This window comes from Cellulomonas sp. ICMP 17802 (genome assembly GCF_041295535.1).
Lineage (GTDB): Bacteria > Actinomycetota > Actinomycetes > Actinomycetales > Cellulomonadaceae > Cellulomonas.
The window spans coordinates 307655-326862 of sequence record NZ_JBGFQZ010000002.1 but is presented as its reverse complement, the minus strand read 5'-3'; the positions used below and the strand labels follow the sequence as shown (position 1 = coordinate 326862).

Sequence of the window (19208 nt, the reverse complement as noted above, 5' to 3'; positions counted from 1 at the left end):
ACCACGGTGTTCGACGACGACCTGCAGCTGGGCACCACCGCCAACCCGTCGACGCTGCTGGTCAAGTCGTCGTCCGCGGGCGGCGTCAGCGGCGGCCCGAACATCTACGACTCCACGGGCCGGATCGTGCTGGAGACGTACCAGCCGCACTTCGGCTCGTTCGGAGAGTCGGTGCGGGTGCAGCTCAAGGACGCCCGCGCCAAGGGGATGCTCACGTACCAGGGCAGCTGGCCGACCCCGCACTACCCCGACGGCGACTACACCTGGCTGGCCACGCACCCGACCAAGCCGGTGACCATCGCGTGGATCGGCGCGCACTTCCTCAACAACGACGACCCCAGCTCGCTCGAGAAGAACCTCTGGCACGGCCACATCAACTTCGAGGTCCCCGACGCCTCCGGCGCGCTGCGCACCCGGTTCGAGATCAAGCTCGTCGACCCGGTCACGGGGAAGATCGGCACCGACCGGTCGGCCGTCCGCACCAACATGGCCGACTTCGAGTTCCAGGTGGGGGCCGCCGACGAGCAGCTGCGCATCGTCGGCACCGACCAGCACCCCAAGGACCTCGTGTTCTCCACCGAGGTCGGCGCGCGCCAGCCCCGCTGGGCACTGCGGGCGACGAAGACGGACGCCAACCTGGAGTTCCGCCGCTACAAGGCCGGCAACTCCTACCAGGACTCCCCGCTCGCCCTCGACCGGCAGACCGGGCTGGTGTCGGTCGGCGGCGCGACCGGCACCTCCGCCGGCCTCAAGGTCACGCAGGCCGGCGGCGTGGCGATCACGGTGACGCCGCTGGCGACGGGCGGGCAGGGCATCCTCGTCGCCGGCACCGACCCGACCGCGCGCATGCTCCAGGGCGAGGTGACGGGCGACGCGCAGCGCCGGTTCGTCGCCCTCGTCGACGGCACCCTCCAGTGGGGCACGGGTGCGGCGGTCCGCGACACGCAGCTCTACCGCCGCGCGCCCAACCAGCTGGGCACCGACGGCGGGGTCTTCCTGCGCAGCAGCAGCACGCCGGACACCGCGAGCACGGGCGGCGTGCTGTTCGTCGCCGACGGGGCGCTCAAGTACCGCGGGTCCGCCGGGACGGTGACCACGCTGGCCGCGGCGTAGGGGAGGATCGGCCCATGGACAGCGACGAGAAGGCCTCCCTCGAGGAGCGGCTGCAGCGCCTGGGGATCGCGCAGGACGTGCAGCGGCTCATGGCCGCGGGCATCGGCAGGCTGCCGGTCAAGGACACGACGAAGGACTCGCTGACCTCGAAGAGCGCCACCGCGGTCGTCATCGTGGGCGAGACGGGCGTCGCGCTCACCAAGGGTGCCGTCGAGGCCGGCAAGGGCGCCGCGACGGCCGGGGCCGACGCGTTCCAGCGCAGCAGGCAGGAGCACGTGTCCGGGCACCCCGCCGCGCCCGTCGACGACGTGACGACGCGGCTCGAGCGCCTGAGCCGGCTGCACGCCGACGGCCACCTGGACGACGAGGAGTTCCGGCTCGCCAAGGCGAAGGTTGTCGTGGGCGACTAGGGCTCGTCGTCGGGCCGCACCTCGGCGCCGGTGACCGGGTCGATCGCCCGCTCGCCCGCGGGGAGGTTGGAGAGGTCCGGGGCGATCACGATGCCCGGCAGCCCGGAGTCCGGCAGCCGGAAGACGGGCTCGTCCGCCGCGTTGGCACCCACGAGCACCAGGTCGTGGGATCCCGCGCGGGGCAGCGTCTCGCCCTTGAAGAACGCGGGGGCACGCAGCCGCCAGATCACCATGAGGACGGCGCCGATGAGGATCGCGACGACGCCGACCACCGCGACCGCCCCGATCCCGAAGATCGTGACGTTGTTGCCGTTGTCGTCCTGCAGCCAGTCGACCGCCGCGAACGACTGCAGCGCATACACGAACGCGACCAGCAGGATCAGCCCGCCCAGCGACGGGAGCACGCCCTGCATGAAGAAGTCGCGCGGCTTGTGGTGCAGCGTCCGCCGGTAGAACCAGGAGCACGCGAACCCGGTGAGCCCGTAGTAGAAGGCGATCATCAGGCCGACCGACCCGATGAGCGCGGTGAGCAGGCTCGGGCTGATGAGCGTGAAGATCGCGTAGAAGAGCATGGACGCCAGGCCCATCGCGATCGTCGAGACGCCCGGGGTCAGGTACTTGGGGTGGATCTTCGCGAACGCCGTGGGCATCGCCTTGTACGCCGCCATCGACAGGGTCGTGCGCGCGGTCGGCAGGATCGTCGTCTGGGTCGACGCGGACGCCGAGGTGAGGATCGACGCCGACAGCAGCAGGAGCCCGATGTGGCCCAGCGCGGAGTCGCCGAACAGCGCCGGCCCGATCGCCGCGAACACGTCGTCGGCGTTGGCCGGGTTGCCCAGCCCGATGCCCGTGGTGCCCACACCTGCGAACGCGACCGCGGCCGTCGACACGAGCACGTAGGTGACCAGCAGGAGGACGGTCGACAGGATCGCCGCGCGCCCGGGCGTCTTGGCGGGGTCGTCGGACTCCTCGTTGACCGACACCGCCGTGTCCCAGCCCCAGTAGATGAAGACGGCGGTGAGCAGTGCGGGCGCGATGACGTCGGCCACGCTCAGCCCGCCGGGCCAGAACCAGTCCCAGGACGGGATCAGCGAGTACGACTCCCCGTTGCCGGAGTAGACCTTGCCGAGCGCGACCACCGAGAACATGATCAGCACGATCACCTCGATGGCGAGCAGAACGTACTGGATCCGCGCCGACACCTCGATGCCGCGGTAGCAGATGTACGTCATGATCGCGATCCACAGCAGGCCGGCGACCGTCGTCCACAGCGTGCTGTCGGCGAGGTCCCCGACCGCCGTCCAGCCCAGGTCCGCCACGAACGTGAACGAGTACGCGCCGGCGATCTGCGCGAGGTTCGCCATGACGATCACATCGGCGGCGATGATCCCCCACCCGCCGAGCCACCCCGTGATCGGCCCGAACGCCCGCGCGGCCCACGTGAAGGTGGTGCCGCAGTCCGGCTCGGCGCGGTTCAGCTCCTGGTAGGCGACCGCGATCAGGTACATCGGGACGAACGCCAGCAGGATGATCGCGGGCGCCTTGACGCCCGCGAGGATGGCCCCGCCGCCGGCGACGACGAACCCGAGGCTCGCGGCCAGGCTGTACGCGGGGGCGGTGGACGCGGTGCCGACGACGACGCTCGACAGCAGGCCGAGCGCACCGCCCTTGAGTCCCTTGCCGGTCTCGGGGAACCCGAGCGGAGCGGCGTCGGTGGCGGGAGCAGACACGGAACCTCACAGCGGTTCAGGCCCGAGCCCCCGTTGCATCGGGCGGTGACGACCTACCGGATTCGTGGCCTCATGCAGCCGGAGGGCAGAGATCGCCCGTCAGATGCGCGAACAGCACTCGAAACCGTAGTCCCGTGGGCGGCGCGACGGGAAGGGGTCGGGAGGGTCAGCGCTGCGGCCACGTCCACGGCGGCGCGGACAACTCGTGGCGGCCCGCGACGCCGGTGGCCGCACCGGTCTTGGTGAGCTCCACCGTGGCCGATCCCGCCGACCGCAGGGCGCGCACCAGGTCGCCCGAGTGCGTGACGACGAGCACCTGCGACCGCTCGGAGGCCGCCGCGACCAGGGCGCCGACGGCCGGCATGAGGCTCGGGTGCAGGCTCGACTCGGGCTCGTTGAGCACGAGCAGGTCGGGCGCCCGCGTGGCCAGGCAGGCCGCCAGCAGGAGCAGGTAGGTCAGGGTGCCGTCCGACAGCTCGGCGGCGGACAGCGGGCGGCGCAGGCCCGGCTGGGTCATGCCGACCCGGCACACGCCGTCGTCGTCCTCGTCGACCACCACCCGGGCCCCCGGGAACGCCGCGTCGACCGACGCCTGCAGCGCGTCGTCGTCGCCGACCAGCCCGATGGTCAGCAGCGCCGCGGCGAGGTCGTCGCCGGTGGGCGAGAGCACGGGCGTGAAGGTGGCGACGCCGGGCCGCCGGGCGGGCGCGTCCGCGTCGGTGCGCAGGTGGTCGTAGAACCTCCAGCGCCGCGCCTGCTCCCGCAGCGCGAACAGGTCGGGCGTCGCGGCGGGGTCGGCCAGCACCGCCATGACCGACTCGTGCTGCCCGACCGCCAGGGGCGCGTCGCGCCAGGTGCCGGCGTCGTCGCGCGTGCGGACCCGCATGCCGCGGCGCTCGGTGAGCAGGGTCGAGGGCCGCAGCACCGGGCCGGCCCACACCACCTCGGACTTGATCTCGGGGTCGAGCCGGAACGGGCCCAGCTGGGGCAGACCCAGGTCGATCGCGTAGGAGAGGTCCTCGGTGGCGACGCCGAGCCGCACGGCGACGGGGCCCTTCGGGCGCGGCCCCGCGTGGATCACCGAGCGCATGCCGCCCTCGCGGGCCAGGGAGTGGATCGCGCCGTCCCGCACGAGGTCGGCCAGCAGCCGCAGCACCCGGTAGACGCTCGTCTTGCCGCTCCCGTTGGGGCCGGTCACCACGGTGAGCCGGTTGAGCCCGAGCACCAGCTGGTCGAGGCTGCGGTAGCGCTCGACCGCCAGCGTCCGGATCATGCCGCGACCCTAGCGAGGGCGCGTGTGGGTCGGTGGTCGTAGGGTCCGCGGACATGGAGGTCCACCAGCTCTCCCGCACCGACGCCCGCCGGCTCGCGGTCCGCGCGCAGCTGCTCACGGCGGAGCGCCCGACCGACGTGCACGACACGGTGCGCCGGCTGACCCTGCTCCAGCTCGAGCCCACCAGCGCGATCGCGCCGAGCGCGGACCTCGTGCTCTGGAGCCGGATCGGCTCGGCGTACGACCCGACCGAGCTGGCGGACGCCCTGGACGAGCTCACGCTGCTCGACTTCCGCGGGACCGTGCGGGTGCCGGAGGACATCGCGCTGTTCCGCGCGGAGATGGCCGAGTTCGGCGCCACGGGCTGGCAGGCGGCCAACAAGAGGTGGATGCACGACAACGAGGGCTGCCGCCAGGACATCCTCGGGCTGCTCCGCACCGACGGTCCGCTGACCGCCCGCGAGCTCCCGGACACCTGCGTGCGGCCGTGGCGCTCGAGCGGCTGGAACGACAACCGCAACGTCGTCATGATCCTCGAGGTCATGATGCAGAACGGCGACGTCGCCGTGTCCGGGCGGCGCGGCCGCGACCGGCTGTGGGACCTGGCCGAGCGGATCTACCCGGACGACCCGGTGGTCCCCGCCGAGGAGGCGCATCGGACCCGCGACGAGCGCAGGCTGCGGGCGCTGGGCATCGCGCGCGCGAAGGGGCCGGAGCAGCCGGTCGAGCCGGTGGACGTCGGCGAGGCCGGGGAGCCGGCCGTGGTCGACGGGGTGCGCGGGCAGTGGCGCGTCGACCCGACCCTGCTCGACCTGCCGTTCGAGGGCCGCGCGGCGCTGCTGTCCCCGTTCGACCGGCTGCTGAGCGACCGCAAGCGGATGGCCGAGATCTTCGAGTTCGAGTACATCCTCGAGATGTTCAAGCCGGTCGCCAAGCGCCGCTGGGGCTACTACGCGCTGCCCGTCCTGGTCGGCGACCGACTGGTGGGCAAGGTCGACGCCGCCGCGGACGTCAAGGCCGGCGTGCTGCGCGTGCACGCGGTCCACCGCGACGGCCCGTGGAGCGCCGACGACGCCGCGGCGGTCGACGCCGAGATCGAGGACCTGGCCCGCTGGCTGGAGCTCGACCTCGACCGGCCGGGCTGAGCGCGGCTCAGAGGCCGACCATGCGCATGCCCGCCTCGTTGTAGCGGTTGCCGTGCACGCCGATCCGGTCGGCCGCGGAGCTCAGCTGCGCGAGGTCGTCGGCCGTGAGCTCGAGCTCGGCGGCGGCGAGGTTCTCGTCCAGCCGGGTCAGCCGCCGCGTGCCGGGGATGGGCACGATCCACGGCTGCTGCGCGAGCAGCCAGGCGAGCGCGACCTGCGCCGGCGTCGCCCCCCGGCGCTGCGCGACCTCGGTGACCAGGTCGACCAGGGCCTGGTTCGCCTGGCGGTTCTCCTCGGTGAACCGCGGGATCGTCGCGCGGACGTCCTTCTCGGTGAACGTCGTCGTGGTGTCCACCGTGCCGGTGAGGAAGCCCTTGCCCAGCGGGCTGAAGGGCACGAAGCCGATGCCGAGCTCGTCCAGGACCGGCAGCACCTCGGCCTCCGGGTCCCGCGTCCACAGCGAGTACTCGCTCTGCAGCGCGGTGACCGGGTGCACGGCGTGCGCGCGGCGGATGGTCGCGGCGCCCGCCTCGGACAGGCCGAAGTGGCGGACCTTGCCGGCCGCGACCAGCTCCCCGACGGCGCCGGCGACGTCCTCGATGGGCACGTCCGGGTTGACGCGGTGCTGGTAGAAGAGGTCGATCACGTCGGTGCGCAGCCGCCGCAGCGACGCGTCGGCCACCGCCTTGATGTGCTCCGGCCGGCTGGACAGGCCGTGGTGCGACCCGTCGGCGTGCAGGTCGAACCCGAACTTGGTCGCGATCACCACCCGCTCGCGCACCGGGGCCAGCGCCTCGCCCACGAGCTCCTCGTTGACGAACGGCCCGTAGACCTCCGCGGTGTCGAAGAACGTGACCCCGCGGTCGACCGCGCCCCGCAGCACGCCGATCATGTCGTCGCGGTCGCCGGGGTTCGGTCCGTAGCTCTGGCTCATACCCATGCAGCCGAGGCCGATCGCCGAGACCTCGAGGCCCTGTCCGAGAGTGCGTGTGTCCATGGCTCGACGGTAGGTCGGGGATCGCGGACGAGGGAGGCCCTGGGAGTACCCCGCTCGCGTGCCAGACTCGCGTCGTGAGCGCATTCTCGGGCCGCGACGTGCAGTCGCGGATCTACCGGGCCGGGGTGTTCGGCCGCCGCCCCGTCGTCCCCGTCGAACCGGAGAGGCTCGCCGCGGCGGCCCGACGGCGGCTCAGCCCGGCCGCCTGGGCCTACGTCGCGGGGAGCGCCGGCCAGCAGCAGACGGCGCGCGCCAACCGCGACGCGTTCGCGCGGCACCGGCTGGTCCCGCGGATGCTCGTGGACGTGGAGAGCCGGGACACCTCCGTCGAGCTGTTCGGCCGCCGCCTGCCCGCCCCGCTGCTGCTCGCCCCGATCGGCGTGCTGGAGATGGCCCACCGGGACGCCGACCTGGCCGCCGCCCGGGCCGCCCGCGCGCTGGGCCTGCCGATGGTGATCTCGTCGCAGGGCTCGGTGCCGATGGAGGAGACCGCCGCCGAGCTCGGCGACTCACCGCGCTGGTTCCAGCTGTACTGGAGCAAGGACGACGACGTCGTCGACTCGTTCGTCGAGCGCGCCGCCGCGATCGGCAGCGACGCGCTCGTCGTCACCCTCGACACGCACGTGCTCGGCTGGCGCACGCGCGACCTCGACCTGGGTTACCTGCCCTTCGCCCGGGCCGAGGGGATCGCGCAGTACACCAGCGACCCCGCGTTCCGCCGCCTCGTGCAGGCCCGCGCCGCGACCGCGACCGCGAGCCCGGCCCGCGAGCGCCCGACGCCCGCCGCCGTGCGGGCGCTGCTCTCGATGGCCCGCCACTACCCCGGCGACCTGCGCGCCAACCTCCGCTCGCCGCTGCCCCGGGCCGCGGTCGAGACGTTCCTCGACGTGTTCTCGCGGTCCTCCCTGACGTGGGATGACCTGGCCCGGCTGCGCGAGCGGACGTCCCTGCCCATCGTGCTCAAGGGCATCCAGCACGCCGACGACGCGCGGCTCGCGCTCGACCACGGGGTCGACGGGATCGTGGTCTCCAACCACGGCGGCCGCCAGGTGGACGGCGCGATCGCCTCCCTCGACGCGCTGCCGGGCGTGGTGGAGCGCGTCGACGGGCGGGTACCGGTCCTGTTCGACAGCGGCATCCGCGGCGGCGCGGACGTGGTGAAGGCGCTCGCGCTCGGCGCGGGGGCGGTGCTCGTCGGCCGGCCGTGGGTCTACGGCCTCGCCCTCGCCGGCGCCGACGGTGCCCGCACGGTGCTGGAGCACGTGTGGGCCGAGCTCGACCTCACCATGGCGCTGTGCGGGGTGCGGTCGGTGGACCAGATCGGGCCGCACCTGCTCGGGTGATCGCCCGCGCGCTCGCCGACCACCCCGACGTGGCCGCCCGGCTCCGCGCCGGCGAGGAGGCCTACCGCGCCGGGATCGTGCGGTACTTCCATGCACTCGACAGGGCGACGTTCGCCACCGGCGCCTACGCCGACCTCCGTGGGGACTACGGGCGGCTCGCGCGGCTGATCGACCAGCGGGCGCAGGTCGCCTCCGGGTGACCGACTCCCCCGCTAGGGTCCGCACCATGACGGCTGCCACCGCCCGCCCCCGCTCGTCGCTCGGCGTCATCGCCGCCGGGGTCGCGGCCGCCGTGCTCCTGATCTTCGGCGCCATGATGCTCGCTGCCGCGCGGGACATGAGCGTCCAGTGCCGGACGACGGGCTGCGAGCTGGACGGGATCATGGCCGGTTTCGGCGTCCTGCTCGGGGCGCCCGCGGTCCTGCTCGGGCTCGGGCTGGCAGCAGTCGCGGTGGTGCGGGCACGCAGGCCGCCGCGCCCCCGGAGCGCGGCCGTGCACCCGGTCCTGGCCACGCCGCGGGACGTCGACGCGATCCACGCCCTGCGCCGCGCGCTCGAGGACTGGATGGCCGCGACCGGCACGGTCCAGTGGCCGCGGGGGTCCCTGCCGCGGGAGCGGATCGCCGCCCAGGTCGCCGCCGGCCAGTGGCACGTGGTGCGCGACGACGCCGGGGTGCTGGTCGGCACGGTCCGGCTGCTGTGGTCCGACCCCGACTTCTGGGGCGACGACGACACCCCCGCGGTCTACGTGCACGGGCTCATGGTCGACCGGCGGCACACCGGCGCGGGCGTCGGGCGGGCGCTGCTCGACTGGGCGGTCGCGCGCGGGCGCGACGCGGGCGTCCCCCTGTTCCGCCTCGACTGCCGCACCACCAACCCGGTGCTGCGCACCTACTACGAGGCCTACGGGTTCACGGCGGTCGGGCAGCGCGACTTCGCCGACTTCTCGTGCACCCTGCTCGAGCTCGACCTGCGCCGACGCTGAGTCAGGACGGCGGCGCCTGCGCCCGGTGGGCCGCGACCGCGCGGTGCACGCTGCCGTGCACCCGGTCGGCGCCCAGCTGGTCGATGACGCCGTCGCGCTCGAGGGTCGCCCGCACCGCCGGCTTGACCCGCGCGAGCCGCACGGCCAGCCCCGCGTCCTGTGCCGAGTCGAGGATCTCGTGCAGGGCCGCGGCGCCCTGCGCGTCCACGATGGTGATCGCGCCGCAGTCGATCACCAGCGCGGCCAGGTCCGGACGGGCGTCGGTGACCTCCCGTACCCGGTCCTGCAGCGCGTCCGCCGTGGCGAAGAAGAGCCCGCCGTCCAGCCGGACCACCACGACGTCGGGCTCAAGCTCGCCGTCGGGGAACTCGTCCAGCTCACGGAAGACCTGGGTGCCGGGCTCGCGGGCCATGAGGGGGAGCGCCGGGCGAGTCGCCACGGAGACCAGCCACACCAGCGAGAGGCCGATCCCGACGAGCACCCCGGCCAGCACCCCGACCACCAGCGTGCTGACCAGTGCCAGCACCGCGATCCAGAAGTCGAACCGCTGCACCCGGTAGAGCCGCCGCATGGCCGGCACGTCCATCATGCCCATCACGACGGCCTCGATGATGACGGCGGCCAGCACCGCGGTGGGCAGGCCCGAGAACAGGGGCGCGAGCAGCAGCAGCGTGAGGATCACCATGACGCCGGACGTGAGCGACGCGACCGGCGACCTGGCGCCCGAGCGGTCGTTGAGCGAGCTCGCGGAGAGGCTCGTCGAGACGGGCATGCCCTGGAGCAGCCCCGCCCCGACGTTCGCGGCGCCCTGGGCGAGCGACTCCTGGTCGATGTCGATGCGGTAGCGGTGGCGCGCGGCGAACGTCCGCGCGTCGCCGGCCGTCTGCGAGAAGCCGATCATCACCAGCGCCACCGAGGCGAGCGCCGCCGTCGCCGCGTGGTCGAGCAGCAGGGCGGTGTCGGGCACCTGGACCGAGGGCAACCCCCGGGGGACGTCCCCGACGAGCGCGACCCCTCGCGCGCCCAGGTCGAGCAGCCACGTCGCCAGCAGGCCGCCGACCACGAGCACCAGCGCCCCGGGCACGCGCGGGGCGACCCGGCGCAGGCCGAAGACGGTGACCAGCGCGACCACTCCGACCACGACCGTCGCGCCGTTCGCCTCCGGCAGGGTCCCCAGCCAGGACACGAGCTCCTGCGGCGGCGTCTCCCCCGACACGCTGGTGCCGGTCAGCTTGGGCAGCTCCCCGATGGTCACGTCGATGGCGGCGCCGAACAGGAAGCCGGTCACCACGGCCCGGGAGAGGAACTGCGCGATCCACCCCATCCGCAGCAGGGCGAGGAGCAGGAACACCAGCCCGGACCCCAGCGTGATCCCGGCGACGAAGGGCGCCACCTGCCCGCCCGACAGCCCGGCCGCGAGCACCGCGCTGGCCGCGACCGCCGCGAGGCCGGAGCTCGGGCCGGTCGAGATCTGCCGGCTCGTGCCGAAGATCGCGTAGAGGATCGCGCCGGCGGCCGCCGCGTAGAGGCCGTTCTGCAGGGGCACCCCCGCGATCCCGGCGTACCCGAGGTTCTTCGGCACGATCAGGGCCGTGACGGCCACCCCCGCGGCCACGTCGGTGCGCAGCCAGCTGCGGTCGTAGGTGCGCAGCACGCCCACGATGGGTATGCGGTCCGACCAGCGACGACGCCGCGCAGCAGCCATGCCTGGAACATAGCGCTGCGGCGCGACGCGATGTCCTGGGGCGGTCAGGAGGTCGGCCGACCCCGCCGGTAGTAGTCCCGCCAGACGATCCTGTGCACGCGGGCGACCCGCGGGATCGAGCGCAGCCCGGGGATGAACGGGAGGAAGGTCAGCAGGAGCATCATCACCGCGATGATGGCGAGGATGTAGATGTCGCCGTTCGCCGTGAGCGTCGCGGCGAACCCGCTCTCCGCCTCGCTGTTGAACACGGGCAGCTGGTACCAGAACGAGAACGGCGCGAGCCACTGCTGCCCCGGGAAGTTCCCGGTCTCGTTCATCATCCCCCACTGGTTCCCCTGCAGGTGGTTCGCGGTACCGGCGTCGTCGAGGTACGAGCCGTCCCCGAGGAAGAGGATCTGCGCGGTGTTGTCGGTCGTGTAGAACTGCCCGGGTGCCGGGAGCACGCCGTCGAGCGCCCCGGAGGACGCCATCGCCAGGAGGCCCGAGGCGAGCGCCGGCACCGGCCCGTAGTCGCCGCGCGCCACCTTCGACGCGTCGCCGTCGGCGCCGGCCGGGTCGTTCAGGGCCGTGTCGTACGCCCTCGCCCACGCCGTCTGCTGCGCGGGCGTCGCGGTCGTCCACTGCACGAGCGCCGCGGCCACGTCGGTCGGTTGCTGCTGGTGCTGCAGCGGCGCCACCACGAAGTCCTCGGCCGGGTTCACCGGGATGTGGACCCCCACCGACTTCTGCAGCATGAGCGGGCCCAGCACCTGGCCGTCGCCGCCGTCGTTGTACGGCGGGCCGTAGCCGGCGCTCTCGGACGTGCCGGCGAGCTCCGAGACGGTCACCGCGTAGAAGTTGTCGGGGGCGCTGCGGGCCCAGCCCCGGAACGTCAGCGCAGGCTCGTCGGGCGAGCCGAACACGGCGGCCAGGACGACGACGAGCACCGCGACCACCACGGTCGCGATGACGCCCTCCTTGAGGATGTCGTAGTGGCGGACCGGCCCGGTCCACGGTTCACGCTCGAGCCTGCGCTGCGCCGTCGTGCCGGGCATCAGGACGCACCCCCGTCCGTCCCGACGGCCTCGACCTCGGCCGCGTCGATCGGTGGCACGACCCCGCGGAGCCGCACGAGCAGCAGGTGGAGGACGACGAGCACCGCGAGCACCGCGGGCATCAGGAACACGTGGATGAGCAGGTTCTGGCCCAGGTTCGCCACGTTGAACCAGGCGCCGATGCCCACCGCGTTGAGCCCGTCCTTCGCCTCGAACGCGATCCACTGCGCGTCGAAGTTGGTCTGGATCAGGTAGCCCGTCAGCGCCGCCCCGATGGAGACCACCAGCGCGACGACGCCGGTGATCCAGGTCAGCGCGCGGTTGCCGCGCCACGCCGCCATGAAGAACTTGCCGGTCAGGTGGACGACCATGAAGAGGAAGAACAGCTGGACGGACCAGAAGTGCAGGCTGTTCACGTACAGGCCGGTGCTCGACGAGTGGTACCAGCTCGGCCCCTCGAAGGCGAGGACCACCCCGGACAGGACGATGCCGCCGAACGCGGCGAGGGTCAGCACGCCGAACACGTAGATCCACGAGGCGACGTAGGCCGGTTGCGTCTCGGGCAGGAGCTTCTCGTACGGCAGGTCGTGCTCGAGCCGGTTCCGCACCCGGCCGATCCACGAGGTCGGGAGCGGGTCGTCGACCGGTGCCACGTGGCTGCTCATGGCCGACGCCTCGGGTCGCGACGATCGCGGGGGAACGGCAGGACGAGGGCCAGGACGACGAGGACGACCGTCACCGTGATGGCGACGAGGTTCGGGAGGGAGACCGCGAGCCAGCCCCAGCTCAGGTACCGGACCGAGTCGCCGGTGGCGACGAGGACGGACAACATCTCAGCCCCTCCTCCCGTGGATGGGACCGACTCCTTTCACGCTACTCGCGCAGGTCAGAGCACCAGGGACCTAGGTCCCACGTCGCTGCTGCGGGGCCGGCGAGCCGGCGGTCCGGGCCTTCCGGCCCTACTGGCCCCCGCGGCGCCGGGTCGACGCTGAAGTTCCCCGCAACGTCGCGGGGAGCCCCCGGGCGGGGGCACGACTGCTCAAGGGAGTGCGCAGATGGACACCATGAGGGCCGGCGTGGTCCGGTCGTTCACCACCGATCTCGACGTCGCGGAGGTCGCCGTCCCCACGGTCGGGCCGCACGAGGCACTCGTGCGCGTCGACTTCTCGGGGGTGTGCCACACGGACCTCCACGCCGCCCGCGGGGACTGGCCGGTCAAGCCCACGCCGCCGTTCATCCCCGGGCACGAAGGGGTCGGCCACGTCGTCGCCGTGGGTGACGCCGTCACGCGCGTGGCTGTCGGCGACCTCGTCGGCAACGCCTGGCTGTGGTCGGCGTGCGGCGAGTGCGAGTACTGCGAGACGGGGTGGGAGACCCTGTGCCCGAACCAGCGCAACAGCGGGTACTCGGTCGACGGGTCGTTCGGCCAGTACATGGTCGTCGACTCGCGGTACTGCCCCGTGATCCCCGACGGTGTCGACCCCGCCGGCGCCGCGCCGGTGCTGTGCGCGGGCGTCACGGTCTACAAGGGGCTCAAGATGACCGACACCCAGCCCGGTGAGTGGGTGCTGGTCTCGGGCATCGGCGGCCTCGGTCACCTCGCGGTGCAGTACGCCGTCGCGATGGGTCGCCGCGTCGCCGCGGTCGACGTCGACGAGGCCAAGCTGGCGCTCGCCAGCAAGCACGGCGCCGAGGTCGTGGTCAACGCCGCGCTCGAGGACGACCCGGCCGCGCGGATCATGGAGATCACGGGCGGCGTGCACGGGGCGCTGGTCACCGCCGTGAACGCCCACGCGTTCCCCCAGGCCGTCGGGGCCCTGCGCCGCGGTGGCACGGTGTCGCTGGTCGGGCTCCCGCCCGAGCAGTTCCCGCTCGACATCTTCACCACGGTGCTGTTCGGGCTCACGGTGCGCGGGTCGATCGTCGGCACGCGCAAGGACATGGCCGAGGCGCTCGACTTCTACGCCCGCGGCCTCATCCAGCCGACGTACACGGTCCGCCCGCTCGACGACATCAACGCGGTCTTCGCAGAGATGCTGCGCGGCGAGATCGACGGCCGCGTCGTGCTGGACATGCGCGGCTGAGGTGCCGGTTCGTACGGTGGAGCGATGGAGCAGACGAGGACCTATCCGCCGGGCGTGACGTCCTGGGTGGACATCGAGCAGCCCGACGTGGAGCGCGCGAAGGCGTTCTACGCCGGGGTGCTCGGCTGGACGTTCCACGACGCCACGCCGCCCGACGCCCCGACGCGGTACGTGATCGCCCAGGTCGACGGCCGCGACGCGGCGGGCATCGGCCGGGCGGACGGCCCCGGACCGCACGACACGTCCTGGCACACCTACGTCGCGGTGGAGGACGTCGTCGCCGCGCTCGACCGGGTGGCGGCGGCCGGGGGCACGGTCACGACGGGGCCCACCGTCGCCGGCGAGGGCGGCACGTGGGCCGCGTTCACCGACCCGCAGGGCGCGGCGCTTCGGCTGTGGCAGCCCAAGCGCCGGCTCGGCGCGCAGATCGTCAACGCGCCCGGCGCGTGGAACTTCAGCGACCTGCACACCAGCGACCCGGTCGCGGCCGCCGCGACGTACACGCGGGCGTTCGGGTGGCAGATCGACGACCTCGGCTTCGGCACCCTCATCCGCGTGCCCGGGTACGGCGACCACCTGGCCGCCACCGTGGACCCGGACATCCACGCGCGGCAGGCCGGCGTGGCCGCGCCGCCGGGGTTCGCCGACGCCATCGGCTGGGTGGAGCCCCTGCGGCCCGGCGAGGCACCCCACTGGCACGTGTCGTTCGCGGTCGCCGACCGGGACGCGACCGCCGCGCTGGCCATCGCCCACGGCGGCGACGTCCTCGCGACCGACGACACGGACTGGACGCGCACCGCGACGGTCCGGGACCCGCAGGGCGCGGTGCTCACCGTCAGCCAGTTCGCGCCGCCCCGCTGAACCGGGGTCGCCGTTCCGCCCTCACCGGTCCGCGATCGGTGCGACGATGCGCGGCGTGACCGAGACGCGCCAGTACGTGGACGACATCAGCAGCAGCCTGCGGGCGGCCGGCTACGCGGTCGAGCTGCACGCGATCGGCGGGTGGCCGACGCTGACCGGCTACCGGGCCGACTTCAGGCTCCGGTGGATGGCCACCAAGCTGCACACGTTCGTCTGCGTCCGCTCCGTGCCGGTCGTCACGGTCGACGAGCTGTCCGCGTTCGCCACGGCCTCGCTCGAGTACACCAAGGCCGCCAAGGGGGCCATGCGCGGCGCGCAGTCCGGCGTCGCGGCGATCGCCGTGCTGGTCGGCGAGACCGTCGAGCCGGCCGCCGCGGAGTACGCGCGCAAGGAGCTGGTGCGCCACTTCGCCGCGTTCGCCTGGCCGGTCACCGTCGACCTGAGCACCGGGCAGCGCAGCAGCCACCAGGGCCGCCCGGCGATCGGCGCGATCTACACGGGCTGGATGCGCAAGCAGATCGCGGCGACGCTCCCCGCCCTCTGACGTCGCCGGTCAGTACGGGACGGTCGAGCGCAGCCGGTCCAGGTGGCGGCGCACCGCGCCCTGACCGGACACGTTGAGCACGAGCGACGCGACCGCCAGCGGGATGCTGAGCGCGAACGACCCGATGTCGTGCCCGCCCGTGACGGCGAGCGCGAACCCGAGCAGCGCGGGCGCCTCCGCGAGCGCGATGCCGATCATCACGACGGCCCGCACGGTGGCATGGGCGCGCTCCGGTGGCTCCCCCCGGCGGACGGCGCTCGTGAGTCGGCTGCGGATGACGAGCGTCGGGGCGAACCACGCGACCAGGCCGAGCACCGCCCCGACGAGCAGGCCGACGGGGGTCACGGTCGGCTCGGGGACCAGGACGAGAGCCCCGAGCAGCCCGGTGACCACGAGGGCACCGCTGAACGCGGTGGTGATCGGGGCGAACGACCGGACGAACGCGTCGTCCGTCAGGGCGGGTGTCTGCGGCAGCGTCACGCAGCGACCGTAGCGGGCACCGTGCCCCCGCCGCAGCGAAACCGGCACCGGACATGGAGCGGTGCCGGATGTCAAGTTCGGCAATATTCGCGGGGGGCAATCCGGACTATTGTAGGCAAGGGGAGAACAATTCCAGTGACCGCAGTCACATCTGAACAAGCGTCCGTCTGATTCCTCCGTTACCGCCTGGTACGGTCGATTCATCGAGCTGGCCCGCCGCCTCCTGACGAGGTGGTGTGCGGCAGCGGGCTCGAGCTGTGCGCCTCCAGGGGGAGGGGCAGACGCGCACGTCACACGGTGCCCTCGGGCCCAGCCCTGTGACCATCGACGCGGGGGAAGCGCCTACCGGCGTCGTCCCCGACGTTCTCGCTGTATCGCCGACGGAGCCGGTCAGTCGTACAAAGATCCTTTGACCGAATACGCGGGGTACCGCCATGTTCGTCTTTGTCCTCCAGCTTCGGCACATGCTCGAAGGCCAATCAGAGTTCTATCTGTTCGCATTGTTCTCCACCATCATCTGGGCGTTGTGGCTGCTCAAGGTGCTGTTGTCGAGGCGCTACAAGCCCTACACCGGCGAGTTCCACGGCACGACGAGCGTGGTCATCCCGGTGGTCGACGAGCCGCTCGATCTCTTCCGGGACGTGCTGACGCGCATCGTCGACCAGCGTCCCGACGAGGTCATCGTCGTGATCAACGGCGCCGTCAACCCCGCGCTCCAGGCGGTCAGCGACGAGTTCGCGCCGCTGGTGCGCTGGGTGCACACGCCTATCCCGGGCAAGCGGAACGCCGTCAAGATCGGCACCGAGCTCTCCCGCGGCGAGATCACCGTGCTGGTCGACTCCGACACGGTCTGGACCGACGGCACGCTCTCCGAGCTGGTCAAGCCGTTCGCCGACGCCTCCGTCGGTGGGGCCACCACCCGGCAGCGCATCCTCGAGCCCGAGCGCTCCTGGATCACCCGGTGGGCCGACTGGCTGGAGAACACCCGGGCGCTCTACTCGATGCCCGCGCAGTCCGCGCTCGGCCAGGTGGGCTGCCTGCCCGGACGCACCATCGCGTTCCGCCGGCACATCCTGGTCCAGGTCATGGACGACTTCATGCACCAGAAGTTCATGGGCGTCTTCCTCGAGGTGTCCGACGACCGGACCCTGACCAACCTGACGCTCAAGGCGGGCTACCGCACCGTCTACCAGTACACGAGCCTCTGCTACACCGACGCTCCCCTGCAGGTGAAGAAGCTGGCCAAGCAGCAGCTCCGCTGGGCCCGCGGCAGCCAGTACAACACCCTGCGCATGCTCCCCTGGATGATCGGCCACGCCCCCGTGCTGGCCATCTTCTTCGTCGTCGACATCCTGCTGCCGTTCCTGCTGTTCGGAACGATCGCCGGCTGGATCTACCGCGGCGTCACCCACACGGGGACCAACCTCTACCAGGCCATCCTGGACACCTACACGGGGCTCGACGGCTGGTTCTGGGTGGTCGCGACCATGATCGTCTCGTCCGTGCTGTCGATGGCCATCCGCCAGATCCGGCACCTGCACGAGAAGCCGTCGGACTTCTTCCGCCTGCCGGTGTTCATCATCGTCTCGACCCTCTTCCTCATGCCGATCCGGCTGCTCGGCTTCGTCCGCATGGCCCACGCCAGCGGCTGGGGCACCCGCGCCGGCGCGTACTCGGGCGGCGGCGACGACCTGATCGCCGAGCTCGAGAGCGCCCCCGCCGGACCGGCCGACCTGGTCGACCGCGCTCCCGACGGCGTGGTGCCGACGCAGCGCCTGGCCTCGCCGGGCCGCACCGTCCTCACCGACACCGCCCCGGTCACCGCTCCGGTGGTCGCCCCGACGCGCGCGCGCCGCGAGAAGGTCACCGCGCCCTCGCGCCGCCGCCGACTCAACCCGCTGGCCGCGATCCCCTACGTGATCGCGCTGGCCCTGTTCACCCTGGAGGCCCTGGTCTATGTCTGAGCACATCGAGAACTCCGGGTGGTGGTCCCGCGCCATCCGCCCCTCGCCCCGCAAGCGGCTCGGCGCCGCCGGCATCGCGCTGGCGCTCGTCGCCGTGACCGCCGGCGTCTGGCTGTCGCCGTCCGTGGCGTCCCCCAGCTCCCCGAAGGTGAGCGCCGCCGAGCTCCGGCTGGCCGCCGAGAACGAGAAGCTCCGCAACTCGCTGCAGGCGCGCCAGGACGAGGTCGACTCGCTCGAGCGGTCGCAGGCCAAGGCCGCCGCCGAGCGCAAGGCCGCGTCCGAGAGCGGCAAGGCCAAGGCCGCCGCCGAGCAGGCCGCCGCCGCCGCGGAGGGGGCCCAGAAGGCCGAGGCCGAGCGGGCCGCCGCCGCAGCACGCTCCCAGGGCAAGGCCGCCGCCGAGAAGGCCGCGGCCGCCGCCAAGGGCAAGGCGCAGGCCGCCGCCGACCGGGCGGACCAGGCCGAGGCCGACGCCGCCCGGGCGCGGGCCGCCGTCCAGGCCAGCGCGCCCCAGCCCGCGACTCCCGCACCCGCGGTGAAGCCCACCGCGCCGCCGGTGTCCGCGCTGATCGCACCCGCGAAGCGCCAGTTCGGCCTGTACACGCCGCAGTCGCCCTTCAACTGGGCCGAGCTGGACAGCGTGTCGGCGTCCGTGGGATCCGCTCCCACCATCGCGGGGTACTTCCAGGGCTGGGACGGACCGTTCCGGGCCGACGCGGTGACGCGCTCGTGGCAGAAGGGCATGCTCCCGCTGCTCACGTGGGAGTCGCGTCCGCTCTCGGCCGGGAACAACGAGTCCGTCGACCCGGCGTACTCGCTGCCCACGATCATCGGCGGGCAGTACGACGCCTACCTGCACCAGTACGCGAAGGACATCGCGGCCCTGGGCCTGCCCATGGCCATCCGCCTGGACCACGAGATGAACGGCGACTGGTACCCGTGGGGCGAGCGCACCTGGAACGGTGACTCCCTCAACGGCAACGCCCAGGGCGACTACGTGAAGATGTGGCGCCACGTGCACGACATCTTCGAGGCCGAGGGCGCCAACCAGTACGTCATCTGGGTCTGGGCCCCGAACATCGTCAACTCGCTGGCCACGTACGCCAAGCAGGACGCGACGTACATGCGGAGCCTGTACCCGGGCGACGAGTACGTCGACTGGGTGGGCCTGTCCGGCTACTACCGGCCGCCGTACAAGGCGGACCAGACGCCGACCTTCTCGTACACGTACGACCGGTCGCTGGACCAGCTGCGCTCGATCACGACGAAGCCCATCTTCCTCGCGGAGGTCGGAGCCTCGGAGGTGGGCGGCAACAAGCCCGCCTGGGTGGCCGACCTGTTCCACTCGCTCGCCAAGCCGGAGAACGCCGACGTCATCGGGTTCGCCTGGTTCAACCACACCGTCACCACGACGAGCGGCGGCGAGCTGGTCACCAACGACTGGCGGATCGGCTCCCGCGCGGACTCGCTCAAGGCGTTCTCCGACGGGCTGCACGACCCCGCCGCCAACTTCGCGATCACCACCCCCACCTCCTAGGAGCCG

General features: G+C 72.8%; 19 protein-coding genes. 11 read left to right on the top strand and 8 right to left on the bottom strand.

Annotation, left to right across the window (positions count from 1 at the left end):
- On the top strand, positions 1–1113 hold a 1113-nt coding region (locus AB5970_RS05175; protein WP_370502836.1), incomplete at its 5' end, for a hypothetical protein.
- Between the two features lie 14 nt (positions 1114–1127).
- Complete coding sequence (locus AB5970_RS05170) at positions 1128–1523, top strand: SHOCT domain-containing protein (protein WP_370502835.1); 396 nt, start codon at positions 1128–1130, stop codon at positions 1521–1523.
- Here the strand turns inward: AB5970_RS05170 and AB5970_RS05165 are convergent.
- Positions 1520–3253 (bottom strand): APC family permease, encoded by a 1734-nt coding sequence (locus AB5970_RS05165; protein WP_370502834.1) that lies wholly within the window; start codon positions 3251–3253, stop codon positions 1520–1522. The genes AB5970_RS05170 and AB5970_RS05165 overlap by 4 nt on opposite strands.
- Positions 3254–3419: 166 nt before the next feature.
- Complete coding sequence (locus tag AB5970_RS05160) at positions 3420–4526, bottom strand: AAA family ATPase (protein WP_370502833.1); 1107 nt, start codon at positions 4524–4526, stop codon at positions 3420–3422.
- Between the two features lie 53 nt (positions 4527–4579).
- Here AB5970_RS05160 and AB5970_RS05155 point away from each other — a divergent pair, with 53 nt between their 5' ends.
- A complete protein-coding gene (locus AB5970_RS05155; RefSeq protein ID WP_370502832.1) occupies positions 4580–5671 on the top strand; it encodes a DNA glycosylase AlkZ-like family protein in 1092 nt (363 codons plus the stop codon).
- A gap of 7 nt (positions 5672–5678) precedes the next feature.
- Here AB5970_RS05155 and AB5970_RS05150 read toward each other — a convergent pair whose 3' ends face one another.
- Positions 5679–6668 (bottom strand): aldo/keto reductase, encoded by a 990-nt coding sequence (locus AB5970_RS05150; protein WP_370502831.1) that lies wholly within the window; start codon positions 6666–6668, stop codon positions 5679–5681.
- Between the two features lie 74 nt (positions 6669–6742).
- Here AB5970_RS05150 and AB5970_RS05145 point away from each other — a divergent pair, with 74 nt between their 5' ends.
- Genes AB5970_RS05145 through AB5970_RS05135 form a run of 3 tightly spaced genes read left to right on the top strand, consistent with a single transcriptional unit; the run spans position 6743 to position 8996 of the window.
- Positions 6743–8011 (top strand): alpha-hydroxy-acid oxidizing protein, encoded by a 1269-nt coding sequence (locus AB5970_RS05145; RefSeq protein WP_370502830.1) that lies wholly within the window; start codon positions 6743–6745, stop codon positions 8009–8011.
- Positions 8008–8211: a hypothetical protein gene (locus AB5970_RS05140; protein ID WP_370502829.1), complete on the top strand. Its 204-nt coding sequence runs from the start codon at positions 8008–8010 to the stop codon at positions 8209–8211. Before AB5970_RS05145 ends, AB5970_RS05140 begins: the two co-directional genes overlap by 4 nt.
- Before the next feature lie 26 nt (positions 8212–8237).
- Positions 8238–8996, top strand: a complete 759-nt coding sequence (locus AB5970_RS05135; RefSeq protein WP_370502828.1) for a GNAT family N-acetyltransferase — start codon at positions 8238–8240, stop codon at positions 8994–8996.
- Position 8997: 1 nt separating this feature from the next.
- Here the strand turns inward: AB5970_RS05135 and AB5970_RS05130 are convergent, their stop codons facing one another.
- Genes AB5970_RS05130 through AB5970_RS05115 form a run of 4 tightly spaced genes read right to left on the bottom strand, consistent with a single transcriptional unit; the run spans position 8998 to position 12567 of the window.
- Positions 8998–10701, bottom strand: a complete 1704-nt coding sequence (locus AB5970_RS05130) for a SulP family inorganic anion transporter (protein ID WP_370502827.1) — start codon at positions 10699–10701, stop codon at positions 8998–9000.
- A gap of 44 nt (positions 10702–10745) precedes the next feature.
- The gene (locus AB5970_RS05125; RefSeq protein ID WP_370502826.1) at positions 10746–11735 is read right to left on the bottom strand and encodes a hypothetical protein; all 990 of its coding nucleotides are present in this window, start codon (positions 11733–11735) and stop codon (positions 10746–10748) included.
- Positions 11735–12400, bottom strand: a complete 666-nt coding sequence (locus AB5970_RS05120) for a cytochrome b N-terminal domain-containing protein (RefSeq protein WP_370502825.1) — start codon at positions 12398–12400, stop codon at positions 11735–11737. The genes AB5970_RS05125 and AB5970_RS05120 overlap by 1 nt, the downstream gene beginning before the upstream one ends.
- Positions 12397–12567: a hypothetical protein gene (locus AB5970_RS05115; RefSeq protein WP_370502824.1), complete on the bottom strand. Its 171-nt coding sequence runs from the start codon at positions 12565–12567 to the stop codon at positions 12397–12399. The genes AB5970_RS05120 and AB5970_RS05115 overlap by 4 nt, the downstream gene beginning before the upstream one ends.
- A 223-nt stretch (positions 12568–12790) precedes the next feature.
- Between AB5970_RS05115 and adhP the strand changes: the two genes are divergently transcribed.
- From adhP to AB5970_RS05100, 3 genes are read left to right on the top strand one after another with little or no spacing between them, the layout of a single operon-like run.
- Complete coding sequence (gene adhP, locus AB5970_RS05110) at positions 12791–13819, top strand: alcohol dehydrogenase AdhP (protein ID WP_370502823.1); 1029 nt, start codon at positions 12791–12793, stop codon at positions 13817–13819.
- A gap of 24 nt (positions 13820–13843) precedes the next feature.
- On the top strand, positions 13844–14680 hold the full coding sequence (locus AB5970_RS05105; protein ID WP_370502822.1) for a VOC family protein: 837 nt from the start codon (positions 13844–13846) through the stop codon (positions 14678–14680).
- A 55-nt stretch (positions 14681–14735) separates the two neighbouring features.
- Positions 14736–15224: a hypothetical protein gene (locus tag AB5970_RS05100; RefSeq protein ID WP_370502821.1), complete on the top strand. Its 489-nt coding sequence runs from the start codon at positions 14736–14738 to the stop codon at positions 15222–15224.
- A 9-nt stretch (positions 15225–15233) separates the two neighbouring features.
- On the opposite strand, the gene AB5970_RS05095 is transcribed toward AB5970_RS05100, so the two are convergent.
- The gene (locus tag AB5970_RS05095; RefSeq protein ID WP_370502820.1) at positions 15234–15704 is read right to left on the bottom strand and encodes a hypothetical protein; all 471 of its coding nucleotides are present in this window, start codon (positions 15702–15704) and stop codon (positions 15234–15236) included.
- A gap of 434 nt (positions 15705–16138) precedes the next feature.
- Between AB5970_RS05095 and AB5970_RS05090 the strand changes: the two genes are divergently transcribed.
- Positions 16139–17668 carry a glycosyltransferase gene (locus AB5970_RS05090; RefSeq protein ID WP_370502819.1) on the top strand — a complete coding sequence of 510 codons (1530 nt, stop codon included), beginning with the start codon at positions 16139–16141 and terminating at the stop codon, positions 17666–17668.
- Positions 17661–19202: a glycoside hydrolase family 26 protein gene (locus tag AB5970_RS05085; protein ID WP_370502818.1), complete on the top strand. Its 1542-nt coding sequence runs from the start codon at positions 17661–17663 to the stop codon at positions 19200–19202. Before AB5970_RS05090 ends, AB5970_RS05085 begins: the two co-directional genes overlap by 8 nt.
- Positions 19203–19208: the final 6 nt, after the last annotated feature.